General features: G+C 69.8%; 12 protein-coding genes. 5 read left to right on the top strand and 7 right to left on the bottom strand.

Annotated elements, in window-relative coordinates:
* Nucleotides 1-13 precede the first annotated feature (13 nt).
* From glgB to FHR66_RS13115, 4 genes are all read right to left on the bottom strand, one after another.
* The gene (gene glgB / locus FHR66_RS13130; protein ID WP_160965990.1) at nucleotides 14-2,197 is read right to left on the bottom strand and encodes a 1,4-alpha-glucan branching protein GlgB; all 2,184 of its coding nucleotides are present in this window, start codon (nucleotides 2,195-2,197) and stop codon (nucleotides 14-16) included.
* On the bottom strand, nucleotides 2,194-5,547 hold the full coding sequence (treS, locus tag FHR66_RS13125) for a maltose alpha-D-glucosyltransferase (protein WP_167087864.1): 3,354 nt from the start codon (nucleotides 5,545-5,547) through the stop codon (nucleotides 2,194-2,196). Before treS ends, glgB begins: the two co-directional genes overlap by 4 nt.
* Nucleotides 5,544-8,705 (bottom strand): maltotransferase domain-containing protein, encoded by a 3,162-nt coding sequence (locus FHR66_RS13120; RefSeq protein ID WP_160965986.1) that lies wholly within the window; start codon nucleotides 8,703-8,705, stop codon nucleotides 5,544-5,546. The genes treS and FHR66_RS13120 overlap by 4 nt, the downstream gene beginning before the upstream one ends.
* A gap of 573 nt (nucleotides 8,706-9,278) precedes the next feature.
* On the bottom strand, nucleotides 9,279-11,630 hold the full coding sequence (locus FHR66_RS13115) for a GH92 family glycosyl hydrolase (RefSeq protein ID WP_160965984.1): 2,352 nt from the start codon (nucleotides 11,628-11,630) through the stop codon (nucleotides 9,279-9,281).
* A 131-nt stretch (nucleotides 11,631-11,761) separates the two neighbouring features.
* On the opposite strand from FHR66_RS13115, the gene FHR66_RS13110 reads away from it, so the two are divergent.
* The 3 genes from FHR66_RS13110 (at nucleotide 11,762) to FHR66_RS13100 (ending at nucleotide 15,490) form a co-directional block, all read left to right on the top strand.
* The gene (locus FHR66_RS13110; protein WP_167087862.1) at nucleotides 11,762-12,811 is read left to right on the top strand and encodes a LacI family DNA-binding transcriptional regulator; all 1,050 of its coding nucleotides are present in this window, start codon (nucleotides 11,762-11,764) and stop codon (nucleotides 12,809-12,811) included.
* A complete protein-coding gene (locus tag FHR66_RS13105) occupies nucleotides 12,808-14,112 on the top strand; it encodes a sugar MFS transporter (protein ID WP_160965980.1) in 1,305 nt (434 codons plus the stop codon). Before FHR66_RS13110 ends, FHR66_RS13105 begins: the two co-directional genes overlap by 4 nt.
* Nucleotides 14,113-14,203: 91 nt before the next feature.
* Nucleotides 14,204-15,490, top strand: coding sequence for an AGE family epimerase/isomerase (locus FHR66_RS13100; RefSeq protein ID WP_167087860.1), 1,287 nt, complete (start codon nucleotides 14,204-14,206; stop codon nucleotides 15,488-15,490).
* Nucleotides 15,491-15,663: 173 nt separating this feature from the next.
* Here FHR66_RS13100 and rpoD read toward each other — a convergent pair whose 3' ends face one another.
* On the bottom strand, nucleotides 15,664-17,526 hold the full coding sequence (rpoD, locus tag FHR66_RS13095; RefSeq protein ID WP_160965976.1) for an RNA polymerase sigma factor RpoD: 1,863 nt from the start codon (nucleotides 17,524-17,526) through the stop codon (nucleotides 15,664-15,666).
* A 114-nt stretch (nucleotides 17,527-17,640) separates the two neighbouring features.
* The gene (gene dtd, locus FHR66_RS13090; RefSeq protein WP_160966102.1) at nucleotides 17,641-18,081 is read right to left on the bottom strand and encodes a D-aminoacyl-tRNA deacylase; all 441 of its coding nucleotides are present in this window, start codon (nucleotides 18,079-18,081) and stop codon (nucleotides 17,641-17,643) included.
* Nucleotides 18,082-18,259: 178 nt separating this feature from the next.
* On the opposite strand from dtd, the gene FHR66_RS13085 reads away from it, so the two are divergent.
* Entirely contained in the window at nucleotides 18,260-19,174 is a 915-nt protein-coding gene (locus tag FHR66_RS13085) for a lauroyl acyltransferase (RefSeq protein ID WP_160965974.1), read from the top strand.
* A 36-nt stretch (nucleotides 19,175-19,210) separates the two neighbouring features.
* Here the strand turns inward: FHR66_RS13085 and FHR66_RS13080 are convergent, their stop codons facing one another.
* Nucleotides 19,211-19,732, bottom strand: a complete 522-nt coding sequence (locus FHR66_RS13080; RefSeq protein WP_160965972.1) for a GNAT family N-acetyltransferase — start codon at nucleotides 19,730-19,732, stop codon at nucleotides 19,211-19,213.
* 283 nt (nucleotides 19,733-20,015) lie between these two features.
* Between FHR66_RS13080 and ribA the strand changes: the two genes are divergently transcribed.
* Nucleotides 20,016-21,140 (top strand): GTP cyclohydrolase II RibA, encoded by a 1,125-nt coding sequence (gene ribA / locus FHR66_RS13075; protein ID WP_160965970.1) that lies wholly within the window; start codon nucleotides 20,016-20,018, stop codon nucleotides 21,138-21,140.
* The last annotated feature ends 86 nt before the right edge of the window (nucleotides 21,141-21,226 follow it).

Below are 21,226 nucleotides of genomic sequence, written 5' to 3'. Positions count from 1 at the left end.
CTGCTTTCTCGCCCTACTCCTCCACCCCAATCACCAGCACCGCCAGCGGCGGCACGGTCAGCACCAGCGACGCCGGATGCCCATGCGCACCGACGTTCTCGGCGCGTACGCTGCCGCCGTTGCCGGTGTTGCTGCCACCGTAGATCTCGCTGTCGGAGTTCAGCAGTTCGCGCCAGCGGCCGCCGCGGGGCACGCCGATGCGGTAGCCGTGGTGCACCTGCGGGGTGAGGTTGGCCACCACCAACAGTGGGGTGTCGCCGCTGCGGGCCTTGCGCAGGTAGGCGAACAGGCTGTTGCCGGCGTCGTCGCCGATGACCCAGGCGAAGCCTTCGGGTTCGTCGTCGCGGGCGTGCAGCGCGGGGTGCTCGGCGTAGAGGCGGTTGAGGTCGCGGACCAGGCGCTGGATGCCGCGGTGGTTCGGTTGGTCGAGCAGGTGCCAGGGCAGCGCGGCGTCATGGTTCCACTCGGTGGGCTGGGCGATTTCGCAGCCCATGAACAAAAGTTTGCGCCCGGGGTGGGTGTACATGTAGCCGAGGTAGGCGCGCAGGTTGGCGAAGCGCTGCCAGTCGTCGCCGGGCATGCGCCCGAGCAGGGAGCGCTTGCCGTGCACCACTTCGTCGTGGGAGATGGGCAGCATGAAGCGCTCGGAATACGCGTAGACCATGCTGAAGGTCATCTCGCCGTGGTGGTAGCGGCGGTAGATCGGGTCCAGTTCGATGTAGTGCAGGCTGTCGTGCATCCAGCCCATGTTCCACTTGTAATTGAAACCCAGGCCGCCATGGGCGAGGTCGGCGGTGACGCCGGGCCAGGCGGTGGATTCTTCGGCGATGGTCATGGCGCCGGGGGCCTGGTCGGCCACCACCTGGTTGAGCCGGCGCAGGAAGGCGATGGTCTCGTAGTTCTCGCGGCCGCCGTGGATGTTGGGCACCCACTCGCCGGCGTTGCGGCTGTAGTCGCGGTAGAGCATGGAGGCGACGGCGTCCACGCGCAGGCCGTCGACGTGGTAGCGCTGCAGGAATTCCAGCGCGCTGGCGATCAGGAAGCCGGACACTTCGCGACGGCCGTGGTTGTAGATGAGGGTGTTCCAGTCGCGGTGGAAGCCTTCGCGCGGGTCGGCGTGTTCGTACAACGCGGTGCCGTCGAAATGGGCCAGGCCATGCGCATCGGTGGGGAAATGCGCCGGCACCCAGTCGACGATGACGCCGATGTCCTCGCGGTGGCAGCGATCGACGAAGCGGGCGAAGCCTTCCGGGCTGCCGAAGCGCGCGGTGGGCGCGAACAGGCCCAGCGGCTGGTAGCCCCAGGAGCCGCCGAATGGGTGCTCGGTGACCGGCAGCAGTTCGATGTGGGTGAAGCCCATGTCGGCCACGTAGGGAATCAGCCGTTCGGCCAGCGCGTCCCAGTCGAGCAGGCTGCCATCTTCGGCGTGCATCCACGAGCCGGCATGCACTTCGTACACGCTGATCGGGGCCTGCGGGGCGTGGCGGCGCGCGCGCGTGGCCATCCAGGCGTCGTCGCGCCACTGGAACGGCGCCGGGTCGGCGACGATGGAGGCGGTGCCGGGCGCCAGTTCGGCCTGGCGCGCGACCGGGTCGGCCTTGGGCGGCAGCTCTTCGCCGCGCGGGCCGCGCAGGGCGAACTTGTAGCGCGCGCCGGGACCGACGCCAGGCACGAACAGTTCCCACACGCCGGCCTGGTGACGCAGGCGCATCGGGTGGCGGCGCGCGTCCCAGCTGTTGAAGTCGCCGATCACCGCCACGCGCGAGGCATTGGGTGCCCACACCGCGAAGCGGGTGCCCTGCTCGCCGTCGACCTCGACCACATTGGCGCCCAGCGCATCGGCCAGGCGCAGGTGATGGCCTTCGCCGATCAGGTGCAGGTCGAAATCGCTGAGCTGCGGGCCGAACGCATACGCGTCGGCGGTGTCCTGCTCGCCGCCGGGCCAACGGATGCGCAGGCGGTAGCGGCCCTCGTGCGGCAGCTCGGCATGGAAGAAGCCCTCCGGTCCTTGCTGCAGCGGCACTTCGCTGCCGTCCTCCAGCACCGCGACCACCGCATCGGCACCCGGCTGGTAACTGCGCAGCACCCGCGCATTGCCGAGGCGATGCACGCCCAGCACGGCGAACGGGTCGCCGTGACGGGCAGTGGCGAAGGCGCGTTGCGTCGCGTCGTCCCAGACGTGGACGGCATCACTCATCGAATCGACTCCTGGGGCGCGGGAAAGCGGTCGAGTATGCGCAACAATCCCTGTATGGGCACCATGATCCATGCCGGGCGGTTGGCGGCCTCGTAGCGAATTTCATAGCAGGCCTTCTCGATCAGGAAGAGCAAGGTGGTGGCCTCGAACGCGGCCGGCGCCACCCACGGGTGCGGGCTGGCGTCGAGCACGCCGCGGTAGGCGGCGAGGAACGCAGCGCTGGCGCGACTGCGGAAGGCGGCCAGGAATGCTTCCTGCGCGGTGTCCAGGCCGGCACCCACGCGTGCGGCGGTGCCTTCCTCGCCGCGGGCGGAGACTTCGCTGGCGTAGTCGAGCGAGCGCAGGAAACCGGCGACGTCGTGCAGCGGGCTGGCCTTGGCGCGGCGTTCGTCCAGCGACTTGGCCGGCTCGCCTTCGAAGTCGATCAGTACCACGTCGTCGAAGGCGACCAGGATCTGGCCGAGATGGAAATCGCCGTGCACGCGGGTCAGCAGCGCGCCGGACAACAGCGACGGCGCCTGCTGCAGCCAGGCGTCCAGGCGCGCGCGCTCGGCCAGCAGGCTGTCGACTGCGGCGTGTTCGGCCGGATCGTCGTTGGCCTCGCGATGCGCCAGCAGCGTGTCCCACATTGCCTGCACCTCATGCACCACGCCGTCCACCACCTGCTGCGCGGCGGCCGCGTCCACCGGTTGCGGCACGAACGCGGGCGCGTCGGTGGGCTGCGCCAGCAAGGCATGCAGTTCCGCCAGGCGCCGCCCGACGATCGCCGCAAAGGCGTCGTAGCTCGCCACGATTTCCAGCCGCGCGGCATCGTCCTGCGCGGCGTCGTATTCCTCGGCGCTGCGCGACAGGTGATCCAGGGTCCAGCGCCAGGCATCGCCCTGGTTGCGCACGAATCCCTGCAGCAGCGCGAGCGTGGTCTCGCTGCCGTCGGCCTCGACACGGGCCACATGGCCCAGCAGCGGCGCGGCGTTGGCGTAGCCGAGCGCGGTGAGGCGTTCGCCGATCTCGATCTCCGGGTTGATACCGGCCGACACGCGCCGCAGGAGCTTAAACACCGCCGCGTCGCCGACGATCAGCGAGCTGTTGCTCTGCTCGGCCGATAGCCAGCGGATCTCCGGATCGTTCGGAATGTCCACGCGCTGCAGCGCGGGCGTCGGACAGAAGCGGATGCGCTCGGCGTCCGAGGCATCGCCGGCCTCGCCGTCCACGCGCAGTTCCGCGCGGTCGCGCAGCGCGGCCAGCATGCTCAGGGTGAAGGGTTTCAGCGCGAAGGCGTCGGTGAGGTAGCCGACCTCACGGCCATGGCGCACGCGCGCCAGCGCCAGCTGCTCGGCCAGCACGCTCGGCTGCTCGCGCTCCCACACGATGCCCAGCGGCAGGATGTAGCGCTCGTACGCGCCGTCGTCCAGTTCCGCCTCGATTTCCAGCAGGGTCAGGCCGTCGCCGCCGGACAGGGGCGTGCGCCGCGCGATACGTACGCTGCGCAGCGCGCGATCCTTGGCCGCGAACCAGCGCCGGGTAGACAGCCACGCCGGCAGGATGTCGCGCTCCAGCGTCGGCAGATGCGGCTGCAGGCCGGCACTGTCGACCGTGCTGCGCAGCACCAGGGTCTGGTAGTCGGGCAGCGGCACCGGCGCCGGCACGTGCCAGTCCGGCAGGGTGGCATTGCCGACCAGTTGGAAAGCGTAGAAGCCGAACGCCGGCACAGTGAGCAGATAGGTCAGGCGCCCGATCGGCGGGAAGCTGCCGCCGCCGAGGATGTCCACCGGCACCCGACCCTCGAATTCGGACAGATCCAGCTCCACCGCCTGCAGCGTGTGCGAGAGGTTGGCCACGCACAGCACGGTCTCGTCCTCGTGGCAGCGCAGGTAAGCGAGCATGCGGCGGTTGCCGGGATACAGGAAGCGCAGCGCGCCGCGGCCGAAGGCGCGGTAGCGCTTGCGCACCGACAGGATGCGCCGGGTCCAGGTCAGCAGCGAGTACTGGTCGCGTTGCTGCGCCTCCACGTTCACCGCCTGGAAGCCGTACAGCGGGTCCATGATCGGCGGCAGTACCAGCGCGGCGGGATCGGCGCGCGAGAAACCGCCATTGCGGTCGATCGACCATTGCATCGGCGTACGCACGCCGTCGCGGTCGCCGAGATGGATGTTGTCGCCCATGCCGATCTCGTCGCCGTAGTACAGCACCGGCGTGCCGGGCATGGTCAGCAGCAGCGAGGTCATCAGTTCGATGCGGCGGCGGTCGCGCTCCAGCAGCGGCGCCAGGCGCCGGCGGATGCCGAGGTTGATGCGCGCGCGGCGGTCGGCGGCGTAGGTCTGCCACAGGTAGTCGCGCTCGGAGTCGGTGACCATCTCCAGGGTCAACTCGTCGTGGTTGCGCAGGAAGATCGCCCACTGGCAGCTCTCCGGGATCTCCGGGGTCTGGCGCATGATGTCGGTGATCGGAAAGCGGTCCTCGCGCGCGATCGCCATGTACATGCGCGGCATCAGCGGAAAGTGGAACGCCATATGGCATTCATCGGCGTTCTCGCCGAAGTACTGCTGGGTGTCCTCCGGCCACATGTTGGCCTCGGCCAGCAGCATGCGGTCCGGGTATTCGGCATCGAGCGTGGCGCGGATGCGGCGCAGGATGGCGTGGGTCTCGGGCAGGTTCTCGTTGGAGGTGCCGTCGCGCTCGATCAGGTACGGCACCGCATCCAGGCGCAACCCGTCCACACCCAGGTCCAGCCAGAAGCGCATCACTTCCAGCACCGCCTCCAGCACCGCCGGGTTGTCGAAGTTCAGGTCCGGCTGATGCGAGTAGAAGCGGTGCCAGAAGTATTGGCCGGCCTCCGGATCCCAGGTCCAGTTGGACTTTTCGGTATCGCAGAAGATGATGCGGGTGCCGGCGTAGTCCTGGTCGCTGTCGGACCACACGTAGAACGCGCGCTCCGGCGAGCCGGCCGGTGCCATGCGCGCACGCTGGAACCAGGGATGCTGGTCGGAGGTGTGGTTGATCACCAGTTCGGTGACGATGCGGATGCCGCGCGCGTGCGCCTGCTCCACGAAGCGCTGGAAGTCGGCGATGCTGCCGTAGTCCGGATGCACCGCCATGTACTCGGCGATGTCGTAGCCATCGTCGCGGCGCGGGCTGGGATAGAACGGCAGCAGCCAGATCGTGTCCACGCCCAGGTCGGCGATGTAGTCGAGCTTGGAGATCAGCCCGGGGAAGTCGCCGATGCCGTCGTCGTTGGAGTCGAAGAACGACTTGACGTGCACCTGGTAGATGATCGCGTCCTTGTACCAGCGCGCATCGCCGGCGGGTGCGCGCGGCTCGAGTTGGGGGGACGACGGCGCGGCGACATTCATGCAGTGGCTCCGGCGCGGATGCGCCACAAGGCGAACGGCCGCGACGGATCGAGGCGGATGTGTTGGGTCTTGCCGTGCCAGGCGAAGTCGTGGCCGTCCCACAGGTCGCGCACGGCGACGCTGGCGTGATCGGGCAGGCCCAGTTCCCACAGCGGCACTTCGATCTGCGCGTTCTGCGGCGCGTACGGGTCCAGGCTCACCGCCACCAGCACCAGGCTGCGGCCACGGGCCAGGTGTGCGGCGTCGAGGAACTTGCCGAAGTACAGCACCTGGTCGTTGTGGGCGGTGTAGAAACGCGTGCCCAGGTGCGACTGCAGTTCCGGATGCTGGCGGCGCAGCAGGTTGAGGCGGGTGATCTCGTCGACGATGTCGCCCGGCGCGCGCTCGGGCCACACGCGCAACTGGTACTTCTCCGAGTCGAGGTATTCCTCCTTGCCCGGCAGCGGCGTGGCCTCGCACAGCTCGAAGCCTTGGTACATGCCCCACAGCCCGGACAGCGTGGTCGCCAGCGCGGCGCGGATCAGATGCCCGCTGCGCCCGCTATGCTGCAGGAACAACGGATTGATGTCCGGGGTGTTGACGAAGAAGTGCGGGCGGAAGCATTCGCTGGGCACGCCGCTGTTGAGTTCCTCGATGTAGGCCTGCAGCTCGGCCTTGTGCTGACGCCAGGTGAAGTAGGTGTAGGACTGCGAGAAGCCGACCTTGGCCAGCCGGTACATCGGCTTGGGCCGGGTAAAGGCCTCGGACAGGAACACCACCTCCGGATGACGCCCACGCACCTCGGCGATCAGCCATTCCCAGAACGGGAACGGCTTGGTGTGCGGGTTGTCGACGCGGAACAAGGTGACGCCCTCGTTGACCCAGAACAGCACCGCATCGCGCAGCGCGTTCCACAGCGCGGGGACCGCGCCGCTGGCGTAGAAGTCGACGTTGACGATGTCCTGGTACTTCTTCGGCGGGTTTTCCGCGTACGGGATGGAGCCATCCGCGCGCCAGGTGAACCAGTCTGGGTGGTCGCGCAACCAGGGATGGTCCGGCGCGCACTGGATGGCGAAGTCCAGCGCCAGTTCCAGGCCGTGCTCGGCCGCGGCCGCGCGCAGGCGGCGAAACCCTTCCAGCCCGCCCAGCTCGGGATGCACCTCGGTATGCCCGCCCTCGGCCGAGCCGATCGCGTACGGGCTGCCAGGCTCGCCCGGCTCGGCGCTCACCGCGTTGTTGCGGCCCTTGCGGTTCTTCTCGCCGATGGGATGGATCGGCGGCATGTACAGCACGTCGAAACCCATCGCCTGGATGTGCGGCAGCCGCGCGATCACGTCGTCGAAAGTGCCGTGACGCTGCGGATCGCCGCTCTGCGAGCGCGGAAACAGTTCGTACCAGCTGGCGAAATGCGCGGCGCGGCGTTCGGCCTCGACCCGGAAGGTCATCGGGTACTCGGTGCGGAACGGCTTGGCATCGGCGCGCGCCATCGCCTCGGCGGTGTCGGGTTCGAGCAGCAGTTGCGCTTTCTCGGCCAGGTCGCTGGTGCGGGCGATACGCGTGGTGATGGCCTTCAGCCGGGTGGCCAGCGCGCCGCGGCTGCGGCCGCGCGCGGCCTCGACCTGGGCCAGCGCTTCCTGCACGTCCACCGGCAGCAGCGTACCGGCGGCGCGCTTCTTTTCCAGGTCGGCATGGGTGGTGGCGTAGACGTCGCGCCAGGCCTCGATGCGGAACTCGTAGCGGCCCAAGCGCTGCAGCGGGAACTCGCCACGCCAGCGGTCGTTGCCGAGCGCGCGCATCGGCGTGCTGGACCAAGTGCGTGCATCGGCGGCGCGCCACAGCAGCGCCACGGCGATGCGATCGTGGCCGTCGCAGAACGCATCGGCCTCCACACAGATCCGGTCGCCGACCGTGCGCTTGACCGGGAACCGGCCGTCGTCCACCGAGGGCGTCACCGACTCGATGCACACCCGCGCCTCGCCGGCGGCAACCTCGGCCGGGGTGCGGGCGCGCGCCGCGGTCAGCACCGGGCGCGCCGGCAGGCTGCGATAGATGCGGACTTCGCCCGCTTCCAGGGTGCCCCCCTGCTCGCCCTGGATCGGTTCGCCGTGGTCGCTGAGCAGGCCCTCGCTGTCGCCGAGCAGGCGCAGCAGCGCCGGGCCCGGCACCGGCAACAGGTGGTCGCGATCGCTGTTGAGCAGCACCAGCCACGGCGCGGCATCCAGCGGCTCCACCGCCACCGCGGTCAGGGCGCCGTCGCGCAGCAGCGGACGCAAGCGCAGCGCCGCGTTGGCATCAGGCAGCGGCGCTGCCGGCGTGGACGCGTCGCTCTCGGACAGCGTGTGCTGCGCGTGCCCGGGCTGCGCGTGCTCCGTCAGGATGTCCTGCGCAGCGATCGCCCAGGCGTCGCCGAACGCGGCCGCCAGACGCTGCCGCTGCGCGCGCGACAAGGGCAGCGCGGAGGCGACAGGCGCATCGGCATCGACGGTGGCGACCACGCGGCGCGCCAGCGCGCGCAGCGCGCTGTCCTCGTCGAAGAACCAATCGCCGCGGCCGTCCCACCAGGCCAGCGAGGAAAACGCGGCATCGAAGCCGGCACCGGCCAGGCCGCGCAAGGCGTCCAGGCCCAGCCCGGGCGTCCACGCCAGCAGCCGCGCGTGCGGCGCCTGCGCATGGACCTCGCCGATCAGCGTGCGCCACAGCGCAGCCGGTACGCGCTGCGGCTGCAGTACACGGAAACCGGCCACGCCGCTATGCAGCCAGTCGAGCAGGCGCGTACTCCACCACGCTGCCAAGCCCGCCCCCTCCTCGGCGGAGGCGAAGCGGCCCTGGGCGATGTCCGGCGCCGCGCGTTCGGCGCGTGGGTCCGGCAGGGCCGAGCTCCGCGCGCGGAACCAGTGCGGATGTTCCTGCAGCAGACCGCTGCCGCCGCCGATCTCGTCGATGCGCAGATCCAGCAGCACGCGCAGCCCATGCTGTTCTGCACGTTGCAGCCATTGCCGCAGCTGTGCCAGCCCGGCCGCGTCGTCGGCGGCGGGGTCGTGCAGACGCCCCTGCGCATCCTGCGCGAACGGACTGGGAAGGACGATGTGATCGCAGCCCTGCGCCTGCGCCGCCGCCATGGCCGCGTCCAGCGCGGCCGCTTCGTGAGAGGGAAAGGGGGACAGCAGGCAGACATGCATTCGGAAGATCCCGTTCGACGAATGAGAAAGGACACGTCGCCTCTGCGCGCCGTTGCCGGCAACGCGGATCGCGCCGTCGCATGGCAACGGCGCCGGAACGGGATGGGCCTGCACGCTGTCGCGCTCCAGAGATCGCAACGGTGCCGGCGCACCCGGTCCGCGCGATGCGATGCAGCTGCGTCACAAGACCACGAACGCCGCAAATGGAATGTGTGGATGACATTAAATGCGCGTGCATGTGATGCGACACGCTGTGCCGGGATGTGGCGGCGCACGCTCCGCGCCGCCACGCACCCCGCTAGATGCAGCAAAAAATTCACGCGAGGCTGACGCTCCCGCGTGAGTCGCGCACCGAATCTGCAGCAACGGACGCAGAGGGCTGGGCCATCATCCAAACGCAGATGCGCGCCGGCGCAGCTTCGAAGCAACTTTGAACCTGCTTCCACCACACTCAAGCCGGGTGCCGCTGGCCCTGTAGGAGCGGCTTCAGCCGCGACCGAGCTTGACCGGGAACGCCTCGTCGCGGCTGAAGCCGCTCCTACAGGACATCTCCCGGAATAGGTGGAGTGCCCTTCATTCGCTCATCGAATAGGCGCGCTCGGCGCCAGCCGCGGCCCAGGCGGTGTTCGGCGTGGCCTGCAGGGTGAAGCGCAGTTCGCCACCGGCCATGAGTTCCTCGTGGCGCAGGAACGCGCGATTCAGCGGGCGCCCGTTGAGGGTGACGCCGCCCACATAGGGATGCGCATCGTCCAGGCCGTCGGCGATCACCGTGAAGCGCTTGCCGTTGGGCAGCGCCAGCGTGGCGCGCGGCAGGAACGGGCGGCCGAGGATGTACTGGTTGCTGGCCGGCGCCACCGGGTAGAAGCCCAGCGCGGTGAACACGTACCAGGCCGACATCTGCCCCATGTCGTCGTTGCCGGCCAGGCCGTCCGGACGCGCCGCGTACTGGCTGCGCATGATCTGCTGCAGGCGCGCCTGGGTACGCCACGGCTGCCCGGCGTAGGCATACAGATAGGCGACGTGGTGGCTGGGTTCGTTGCCGTGCGCATACCAGCCGATCAGCCCGGTGATGTCCTCCATGTGCGCGAACACCTTGGGATCGACCTTGGCGTCGAACACCTGGTCCAGCCGCGCCAGCAACTTGTCGTCGCCGCCATGCGCACGCGCCAGGCCGGCCACGTCCTGCGGCACGTACCAGGAGTACTGCCAGGCGTTGCCTTCGGTGTAGTCGGTGCCGTAGCCGCTGGCGTCCGGATCGAACGGGGTGCGGAAGCTGCCGTCGCGCTTGCGCGCGCGCATGAAGCCGGTGTCCGGATCGAAAGCGTTGCGCCAGTTGCCGGCGCGCTTGGCGAAGGTGGCGGCGACCTCGGTGCGGCCCATGTCCTGCGCCATCTGCGCGATGGTCCAGTCGTCGAAGGCGTACTCGAGGGTCTTGGAGGCGGCCTCGCCTTCCTCGTCGATCGGTACGTAGCCCAGTTCGCGGTACTGGGCGATGCCGTCGTAGGGCCCGTAGTCGGCGCTGGCCACCATGGCCTTGAGCGCGGCATCGGTGTCGTAGCCGCGGATGCCCTTCATGTACGCGTCGGCGATCACCGGCACCGCGTGGTAGCCGATCATGCACCAGGTCTCCAGGCCGTGGAACGCCCACACCGGCAGCACGCCGTAAGGGCTTTCGCGCTGGTGCGCGAGCAGCGAGTTGACGATGTCGTTGGTGCGTTGCGGCGGCTGCACGATGGTCAGCAGCGGGTGCAGCGCACGATAGGTGTCCCACAGCGAGAACGTCGAATAGTGGGTGTAGCCCTGCGCCTGGTGCACGGCGTTGTCCGGCCCGCGGTAGCGGCCGTCGCTGTCCATGAACAGGGTCGGGCCGAGCAGGCTGTGGTACAGCGCGGTGTAGAACTGGGTGCGCTGGGTGGGCGGCGCGTCGACGTCCACCGCGCCCAGCGCCTGCGCCCATTGCGCACGCGCGGCGCGACGCACGCCGTCGAAATCCCAGCCCGGCACTTCGGCGTCGAGGTTGGCGATGGCGCTGTCCTCGCTGACCGGCGAGATCGCCACCTTGACCAGCAGCGGCCCGCGCAATGCGTTGCCGAAGTCGAACGCCCCCACCAGCTGCCGGCCTTCGATCTGCGCGCGCTGGGTGGGGTCGTTGTCGCCCGGCGGCGGGAAGCCCTTGTAGGGAATGTCTTGCTCGGTGTTGTGGAAGGCGTGGCCGCGCAGCGGCTGCGAGAAGCGCAGGGCGAAGTACAGCTGCCGCCCCGGCGCCCAGCCGCGGGTCTCGCGGAAGCCGGTGACGGTGCCGTCGGCGCGCAGGCGCAGCCGCGACCAGCTGATCTTGCCCGGGTAGTCGTACAGGCTGGTGCGCAGGTCCAGCAGCACGTGCGCCGGCTGGCCGGCCGGATAGGTGTAGCGATGCACGCCGACGCGGGCGCTGGCGGTGAGTTCGGCGCGGACCTTGTAGTCGTCCAGGGTCACCGCGTAGTAGCCCGGCTCGGCGCGCTCGTCGTCGTGGCGGAAGCGCGCGCTGTAGCCGCTGCCGGGCGTGTCCGGGTCGCCGCGCTCCAGCCGCACCGTGCCGCTGATCGGCATCAGCAGCACGTCGCCCAGGTCGGAGTGGCCGGTGCCGGAGAAATGCGTATGCGAGAAGCCGACCAGGCTGCGGTCGTCGTAGCGGTAGCCTGCCGCCCAGCCGTAGGCGTCCTTGCGCGGCTGGATGCGCGTGTCCGGGCTCAGCTGGACCATGCCGAACGGCACCGTGGCGCCGGGATAGGTGTGGCCCTCGCCGCCGGTGCCGATGAAGGGATCCACCGCCGCCACCGCACGCTCGCCCACCTTGGCGTCAGGTGCCGCGACGGCGGGCGCGGTCGGCCACAGCGCGGCCAGCAGCAGTGCGGCGGCGCCGCTCAGCATCCTCGAGCTGCGCATGGCAGGCTCCCCAGATCGAATCGATCCAAACCGATAGCACAAACCCGCTGCGATGCCTTGCTGCACTGCAAAATGCGGATCGAATCACGACGGCGCAGGATGAGCGACCTTTTGAACCGGTCTAATGCGCCGTGGCGCCGTCTCCTGCCGACAAACGCGTCACCGTGTCCGACATCGCCGCCGCCTGTGGCGTGTCGCGGGCGACCGTGTCGCTGGTGTTGCGCAACAGCCCGCTGGTGCACGCGGACACGCGCGCCCGGGTGGCGGCGGAGATCGCCCGCCAGGGCTACGTCTACCACCGCGGCGCGGCCAGCCTGCGCGGCCGTGCGTCCAATGCGGTGGCGCTGGTGGTCAACGACCTGGCCAATCCGTTCTTCGCCGAGTTCGCCGGCGGCGTGGATGCGGCGCTGGCCGAGGCCGGCTACGTGATGCTGATGGGCAGCACCGGCGAGTCGCCGGAGCGCCAGCAGACCGTGCTGGCCTCGCTGATCGAGCACCACCCGGCGGCGATGATCCTCTCGCCCACCGAGAACACCGACGCGGCGCGGCTGCGCCAGTTGCTGGGGCCGCGCCTGCCGGTATTGCTGTTCAACCGCGCGCTGGATGGCGACTGGCCGCTGCTGGCGCTGGACAACCGCCGCGGCGCGCGCCTGGCCACCGAACACCTGCTGGCGCAAGGGCACCGCGCCATCGCCTTCTTCGGCGGCCACCGCCAGTCCAGTTCCTGCGCCGAGCGCCGCGCCGGCTACCGCGAGGCGCTGGCCGCCGCCGGCATCGCGGTCGACCCGGCGTGGCTGATCGAATGCGCGCCGACCCGGCTGGAAGCCGCGCGCCAGGCCGGCGCGCTGTGCGCGCGCGACCCGCTGCCGACCGCGCTGGTCTGCTACAACGACGTCGTCGCGCTGGGCCTGGCCAGCGGCCTGGCCGAACGCGGCCGCGTGGCCGGCCGCGACTACGCGCTGATCGGCTTCGACGACATTCCCGAAGCCGCCGTCGCCACCCCGCCGCTGTCCACCGTCGCCGTCGCCCCGCGCGAACGCGGCATGCAGGCCGCGCGCCTGGTGCTGGACGCGCTGCGCCACCGGCAGGCGTTGCCTGCGCTTACCATCGCCCCCGCCCGGCTGTGCCTGCGCGCCAGCAGCCGGGTCGCCCTCTCGCCCGTTCCCGGAGTCGCTGCATGAGCCGTCGCCCGCTGTCCAACACCGCCGCCATCGCGGTGGTCAGCATGATCTTTTTCACCTGGGGCGGCCTGACCAGCCTCAACGACGTGTTGATCCCGCATCTGAAAGCCGTGTTCCAGATGAACTACGCGCAGTCGATGCTGATCCAGTTCACCTTCTTCGGCGCGTACTTCCTGATGTCGGTGCCGGCCGGTGCGGTGGTGTCGCGGGTCGGCTACAAGGCCAGCATCGTCATCGGCCTGGTGGTGGCGGCGATCGGCGCGGCGATGTTCTACCCGGCCGCGCGCCTGCCCTCCTACCCACTGTTCCTGACCGCGCTGTTCGTGCTGGCCAGCGGCATCACCTTGCTGCAGGTCGCGGCCAACCCGTACATCAGCCTGATCGGCGCGCCGGAGAAGGCGCCGAGCCGGCTCAACTTCGCGCAGGCGCTGAACTCGCTCGGCACCACCGTGTTCCCGTGGCTGATCGGTCCGCTGATCCTGGCCGGCGCGGTGCTCGGCGCCGACCAGCTGGCGGCGATGAATCCCGCGCAGTTGTCCGCCTACCGCGTCGAGCAGGCGCGCTCGGTGGAAATCCCCTACCTGATGCTGGCCGGCGGCCTGCTGTTGCTGGCGGTGTTCGTGCTGGTGATGCGGGTGCCGTCGCTGCGCGAGGACAGCGATTCCAGTGCCGAGTCGCATCACAGCTTCGCCGACGCGCTGCGCCACCCGCACCTGCTGTGGGGCGTGGTGGCGATCTTCATGTACGTGGGCGCGGAAGTGTCGATCGGCAGCTTCCTGATCAACTACATCTCCGGTCCCACCACCGGCGGTCTGACCGAGGCCGACGCCAGCGGCTACCTGCCGTTCTACTGGGGCGGCGCGATGGTCGGCCGCTTCGCCGGCGCGGCGCTGCTGCAGTTCGTCCCGGCGCGCAAGCTGCTGGCGACCTTCGCCGGCATCGCCTCGCTGCTGCTGATCGCCACCATGCTCAGCACCGGCCATGTGGCGATGTGGAGCGTGATTGCCATCGGCCTGTTCAACTCGATCATGTTCCCGACCATCTTCACCGTGGCCATCGAGCGCCTGGGCGTGCTCACCAGCAAGGCCTCCAGCCTGCTGATCATGGGCATCGTCGGCGGCGCCATCGTGCCGCTGGCGCAGGGCGCGCTGGCCGACGCCATCGGCATCCAGCATGCCTTCGTGATCCCGCTGCTGTGCTACGCCTACATCGTCTGGTACGGCCTGCGCGGCTCGCGCCTGTCGCCCGAGCTGGCGGCGGCCGCGCCCACCACCGCGCCGACCGCGCGCGTGATGCATTGATCCGCCGATCCGTTCCCGGCACGGCTGCGGCCCACGCCGCCGCCGCGCGCCGCCGTCTTCTCCTCCCTCACACAGTTCGCCAGCCGACCGCATGAACCTGCCCGCCACGCCCCTGCCCGACTTCGCCGACGCCGCCGTCCTGCGCGCGCACATCGCCGACACCATGGCCTTCTACCATCCGCGCGCGATCGACCCGGCGGGCGGCTTCTTCCACTACTTCCGCGACGACGGCAGCGTGTACGACGCCGGCCATCGCCACCTGGTCAGCAGCACCCGCTTCGTCTTCAACTACGCGATGGCGGCGATCGAGTTCGCCGATTCGGCGCTGGCCGCCGAGTACCTGGACGCCGCGCGCCACGGCCTGCGCTACCTGCGCGAGGTGCACCGCGATACCGCCAGCGGCGGCTACGTGTGGACCCTGCGCGACGGCGTGGCCGAGGACCGCACCCAGCACGCCTACGGCGCCGCCTTCGTGCTGCTGGCCTACGCCACCGCGAAGAAGGCCGGCCTGGACACCGATGCGTGGATGGACGAGACCTGGCAACTGCTGGAAACCCGCTACTGGGATGCCGCCGCCGGCCTGTACCGCGACGAGGCCACCCCGGAGTGGACGTTCTCCAGCTACCGCGGCCAGAACGCCAACATGCACCTGTGCGAAGCGCTGATCGCCGCCTACGAGGCCAGCGCCGAGCCGCGCTACCTGCAGCGCGCGCTGCTGCTGGGCGACCACATCACCCGCCGCCAGGCGGCGCTGGCCGGCGGCCTGGTGTGGGAGCATTACGACGCGAACTGGCAGGTGGACTGGGACTACAACCGCGACAACCCCAAGCATCTGTTCCGGCCGTGGGGCTTCCAGCCCGGCCACCAGGTCGAGTGGTCCAAGCTGCTAGTGCTGCTGCACGGGCATCTGCAGGCGGCCACCGGCACCGCGCCGGCGTGGCTGCTGCCGACCGCGCGCCGCCTGTTCGATACCGCGCTGGCGCACGGCTGGGACGCGCAGCATGGCGGCATCGTCTACGGCTTCGCCTCCGGTACCGAGGAAGCGCCGGTGGTCGGCGTACCCGATGTGTCCGCAGCGCCGACCTACTTCTGCGACGACGACAAGTACTTCTGGGTGCAGGCCGAAGCCATCGCCGCCGCGTCGCGACTGCTGGCCGCCACGGGCGACGCCACGTATCGCGACGCCTACGACAAGCTGTGGGCGTATTCCTGGGAGCACCTGGTCGACCACCGCTACGGCGCCTGGTTCCGCATCCTCAGCCGCGACAACCGCAGCTACAGCGACGAGAAGAGCCCGGCCGGCAAGACCGACTACCACACCATGGGCGCTTGCCACGACGTGCTGGCGGTGATGCGCGGTAGCAAGGCGTTCGCCTAAGCGGATGCCGTTGTAGGAGCGGCTTCAGCCGCGACTCGGCGTTCCCGGTAAAGCCCGGTCGCGGCTGAAGCCGCTCCTACAAGGGATGCAGCGCTCCGTTCGATCCGGCATCTGCGCCCACAAAAAAGCCCCGCACATGGCGGGGCTTTTTCGTTGTCGCGAACCGCGCTCGATCAGTCGATGTCGAGGAAGCTGCGCAGCTGCTCGGAGCGGCTCGGGTGACGCAGCTTGCGCAGCGCCTTGGCCTCTATCTGGCGGATGCGCTCGCGGGTCACGTCGAACTGCTTGCCGACTTCCTCGAGGGTGTGGTCGGTGTTCATGTCGATGCCGAAGCGCATGCGCAGCACCTTGGCTTCCCGCGGGGTCAACCCGGCCAGCACGTCGCGCACGGTCTCGGACAGGTTGATGTTGGTGGTGTTCTCGATCGGGGACTCCACGTTGGTGTCCTCGATGAAGTCGCCCAGATGCGAATCCTCGTCGTCGCCGATCGGGGTTTCCATCGAGATCGGCTCCTTGGCGATCTTCATCACCTTGCGGATCTTGTCCTCGGGCATGTCCATTTCCTTGGCCAGCTCCTCCGGCGTGGCCTCGCGGCCGTACTGCTGGAGCATCTGCCGGGAAATGCGGTTCAACTTGTTGATCGTCTCGATCATGTGCACCGGGATGCGGATGGTGCGCGCCTGGTCGGCGATCGAGCGGGTGATCGCCTGGCGGATCCACCAGGTGGCATAGGTCGAGAACTTGTAGCCGCGGCGGTACTCGAACTTGTCCACCGCCTTCATCAGGCCGATGTTGCCTTCCTGGATCAGGTCGAGGAACTGCAGGCCGCGGTTGGTGTACTTCTTGGCGATGGAGATCACCAGGCGCAGGTTGGCCTCGACCATTTCCTTCTTGGCCTTGCGCGCCTTGGCTTCGCCATAGGCCATGGCGCGGCTGATTTCCTTCAGCTCGGCCAGGCTCAGATAGGTGGCCTGCTCCACCGCGACAGTGGCTTCCTGCTCGGCGATGATCTGGTCCTTGACGTCGCGCAGCGCCGACGACCACTTCTGCTTGCGCTTGAGCGCATCGTCGACCCAGGCCACGTTGGTCTGGTTGCCTTCCCAGGAACGGATGAAGTCCTTGCGCGGCATGCGTGCCACATGGGTGGCCAGATGCAGCACGCGGCGCTCGTGATCCTTGACCTGGGCCATGGTGTCGCGCAGCTTGCGCACCAGCACGTCGGTCAGCGGCAGCGGCAGCTTCAGGGTGACGAACACCTCGGCGATGTCATTGCGCAGCTTGGTGACGACCTTGTGCTCGGCGCCGTTCTTGGCGTGGGCCTTCTTGAACTTGGCGTATTCGGTGGCCAGCACCTCCATGCGCCGCGCGACTTCGGCCGGGTCCGGGCCGGTCGGGCCGGCATCCTCTTCGGCGGTATCGACGTCGTCGTCGTCGTCATCGTCGGCATCGGCATCGGCGGCGCTGTCGTCGTCGGACACCGCAACCGGCGGCGCCGGCTCTTCCTCGACCAGGTCGTTGAAGCCGACCACGATCTCGGCCAGGCGCTTCTTGCCTTCCTTGTGCTGTTCGTAGTCCTCGAGCAGGGTCTCCACCGCCAGCGGGAACGCGCCCAGCGCGGCCTGCACCTGGCCGAGGCCTTCCTCGATGCGCTTGGCGATGGCGATCTCGCCTTCACGGGTCAGCAGTTCTACTGTGCCCATCTCGCGCATGTACATGCGCACCGGATCGGTGGTACGGCCACCCTCGGTGTCGAGCGCGGTCAGCGCCGCGGCGGCTTCTTCGGCCGCGGTGTCGTCGACTTCGCGGTTGCCGGTGTTGCCGTCGTTGAGCAACAGGGTTTCGGCATCGGGCGCAACTTCATGGACATCGATGCCCATGCCGTTGATCATGCCGATGATGTCTTCGATCTGTTCGGGATCGACCAGATCGTCGGGAAGGTGGTCGTTGACTTCCGCGTAGGTCAGATAGCCCTGTTCCAGGCCCTTGCTGATCAGTTGCTTGATGTCGGATTGCTGGGCAGGACGTTCGTTGGCCATGAGTGCTCGCGCCACCGGCAGGTAGGTGAATGAGTGAACCTAGCATTATAACAGCCCGGACCGCCGCTTGCCGGACGAGGAGCCTGAATGGCTCCGCCAGGAACGCGCCGGCGTCTACGGCCGGAGCAGGAAAGTGACCGGGCCGTCGTTGACTAGGCTGACGATCATATGGGCACCGAAGCGGCCGCTTTCCACCCCTGGCGGGTGTTGCGCGCGGCACAGCTCCAGCAATCGGTTGAAGCCGCGTTCAGCCTCGGCCGGCGGCGCCGCCGTGGTGAAACTGGGCCGCATCCCCGAGCGCGTATCGGCGGCCAGGGTGAACTGACTGACCAGCAGCAAGCCGCCACCGGTGTCGCGCAACGACTGGTTCATGCGCCCACTCGCATCTGAAAACACCCGGTAGCCGAGCAGGCGCTCGGCCATGCGCCGCAGCTTGGCCTCGTCGTCGCCCGGCTCCACCGCCACCAGCGCCAACAGGCCGGGCCCGATCTGGCCCACGACCTCGCCATCGACGCTGACCGAGGCCTGGGTGACGCGCTGGATCAGCGAGAGCATGGCGGTGGGGCCGGGATTGGGGATTGGGGATTTCGCATTGGTCGCGCCCGACGAACGGTTGCGATCGTGCGGCATCATCGCCGAACCGACGGGATTGAGAAAGCGACGAAGCCGCAGCCGGCGCGATCCTCGATGCCGTTCGGGCGGGTCCGACGCGCCGAGCGGATAAACTGGGTCGATGAAACCTGCGACGCTCGCTTCCCTGCTGTACCGCTGCGCCGCCGCCGTGGCGCGCCTGCCGTGGCCGTGGCTGCGCCGCCTGGCCGATGGCCTGGCCGGGCTGTGGCTGCGCCTGGACGCACGCGAGAGCCGGGTGGTCCGGCGCAACCTGGAACTGGCCTATCCGGACCTGCTGCCCAGCGAGCGCGTCGCCCTGCAGCGCGACGTGCTGCGCTCGACCGCGCGGCAGGCGGTCGAGACCCTGCTGCTGTGGACCCGGCCGCCGGAACAGAATCTGGCGCGGCTGCGCCTGCGCCATGGCCAGGAGCTGTACGACGCGGCACTGGCCGCTGGCCGCGGGGTGATCGTGGCCGCGCCGCATTTCGGCAACTGGGAGCTGCTCAACCAGTGGCTGGCCTCGCGCGGCGACATCGCCATCGTCTACCGCGCGCCGGAGTCGGCGGTCGGCGACGCCTTCCTGCAGTTGGTGCGCAGCGGCGAGCGGGTGCGCCAGGTGCGCGCCGAGGGCCCGGCGGTGCGGCAGCTGTTCAAGACGCTGAAGGACGGCGGCGCGGTCGGCATCCTGCCCGACCAGCAGCCCAAGGCCGGCGACGGCGTGTTCGCCCCGTTCTTCGGCGTGCCGGCGCTGACCATGACCCTGGTCAACCGCCTGGCCGAGCGCACCGGCGCGACCGTGCTGTTCGCCTGGTGCGAGCGGGTCGGCAACGACCTGGAGTTCGCCCTGCACGTGCAGCCCGCGCCAGCGGACATCGCCGATGCCGACCCGCTGCGCGCGGCCACCGCGCTCAACGAGGGCGTGGAGCGGGTGGCGCGGCGCGATCCGGCGCAGTACCAGTGGACCTACAAGCGCTACACGCTGCGCCCGGACCCGGCCGAGCCCAATCCCTACGCCACCGAGCGCCATCCGCACTAGAGCGGCGAAGGCGCTCGCCCCCGGGCGAAGCCGGCGCTAATCGTCGTGCGGCTGCGCCGGGCCGGCGAGGATGCGCTGGTAGAACGCCAGGTCCAACCAGCGCCCGAACTTGAAGCCGGCCTCGCGCACGGTGCCGGCATGCACGAAGCCCAGTTGCTCGTGCAGGGCGATGCTGCCGGCATTGCTGGCGTCGATGCCGCCGACCAGCACGTGCACGCCGCGCGCCTGCGCGGTGTCGACCAGCGCCTGCAACAGCTGCCGGCCCGCGCCGCGGCCACGATGGTCGCGGTGCACGTAGACCGAATGCTCGACGCTGTACTTGAACGCCGGCCAGGCGCGGAAGGTGCCGTAGCTGGCGAAGCCGAGCAAGGTGCCGTCGGCGTCCTCCAGGCCCAGCACCGGGAAGTTGCCGGCGCGCTTGGTCGCGAACCAGGCCGCCATGCTTTCCGGCGGACGCGGCCGGTAGTCGTACAGGGCGGTGGAGTGGACGATGGCGTCGTTGAAGATCTCCAGGATCGCCATGGCGTGGCGCGGTTCGGTGCAATCGACGAGCTGCATGCGGGGGCCGGAGCGGACGCGATGGCGCACAGTAGCAAGCAACCGGCGGCGCGTGCACACCCCACCCGCACCGGCGTGTTGCCGCAGACGGCGCATTCGGTTGCATCGGCGGCGCGCACACGCGGGCACAGTGCGTTCCATCGCCTGCGGGCTGGCGCGTCAGGCAAAGCGCGCGACAATGGCGCCCGGGCGCCATCAGCGCCCACCGGCACCGCGCCGGCGCCGCCGCGACCGGACGCGGCAGCCTTGAAGCGGCGCCGCCGATCCCCATCTGGAGTCGTGCATGACCAGCCCCACCGCCCCTTCCGCGCACGCCTTCGGCGATCCTGCCGCGATCCGCAGCGAACGCGCGGCATCGGAGTTGCGCGCCGGGCGCCCGGTGCTGCTCGAGGACCGTGCCGGCCACGTCCGTGCGGTCATGGCGCTGGACAGCAGCACCGAACCCTCCTATCGCAGCTTCGCCCAGGCCACCGGGCAGCGGCACTACCTGTTCGTGACCCCGGCGCGCGCGCAGGTGCTGGGCCTGGACGCGCCGCAGGGCGCGCGCATCGCCCTGGCCGGACAGTCCTACGACGCGCTGGCGGCGCTGGCCTACCTGCGCGACGGCCCGCTGCCGGCGCACTGGCTGCCCGGCGACGCGCTCGATGCCGGCGCCGCCGAGATCGCGCGCCTGGGCCTGCTGCTGCCGGCGATGGTCGCCGCGGAACTGGGGGCCGACAGCAGCGCCTTCCAGGGCTGCCAGGCGCTGCAACTGGACGATTTGGAACACGGCTGCGCCCTCGCCGCCTCCGACAGCTACACCCTGGTCACCCGCACCCAGGTGCCGCTGCGCGACCTGGGGCCCGGCGAATTCGTGGTGTTCCGCGGCGGCGTGGCGCAGCGCGACCAGGTCGCGATCGTGATCGGCCAGCCCGATCTCGGCGCGCCGGTGCCGGTGCGCGTGCATTCCTCCTGCCTCACCGGCGACCTGTTCGGCTCGCTCAAGTGCGACTGCGGCGACCAGTTGCGGCATGGCCTGGCCAAGCTCAAGGCGCTGGGCGGCGGCGTGCTGCTGTACCTGGACCAGGAAGGCCGCGGCACCGGCATCGCCACCAAGATGCGCGCCTACGGCTACCAGCACGACGGCCTAGACACCATCGACGCCGATGCGCAACTGGGCTTCGGCGCCGACGAACGCCGCTACGGCAGCGCCGTGGCGATGCTGCGCGGGCTCGGCATCGGCCGCGTGCGCCTGCTCACCAACAACCCGTCCAAGGCCGAGCGCCTGCGCGCGGCCGGTATCGAGGTGACCGAGCGCATCCCGGTCACCGGCACGATCACCGCCGAGAACGAAGGCTACCTGCGCACCAAGGCGGCCCGCGCCGGCCACGCGCTGGACGTGGACGCGCTGCTGCGCGCGGCGCGCTGAGCCCACGGCGCGGAACGGCGCGCCACACCACACCCCTGGATCGCGCCAGGAACCGCGCGGCGGGCAGCGCACGCCCGCCAGCGGCG

This window comes from Xanthomonas sp. F4 (genome assembly GCF_011761895.1).
This window is presented reverse-complemented; position numbering and strand designations above follow the sequence as displayed.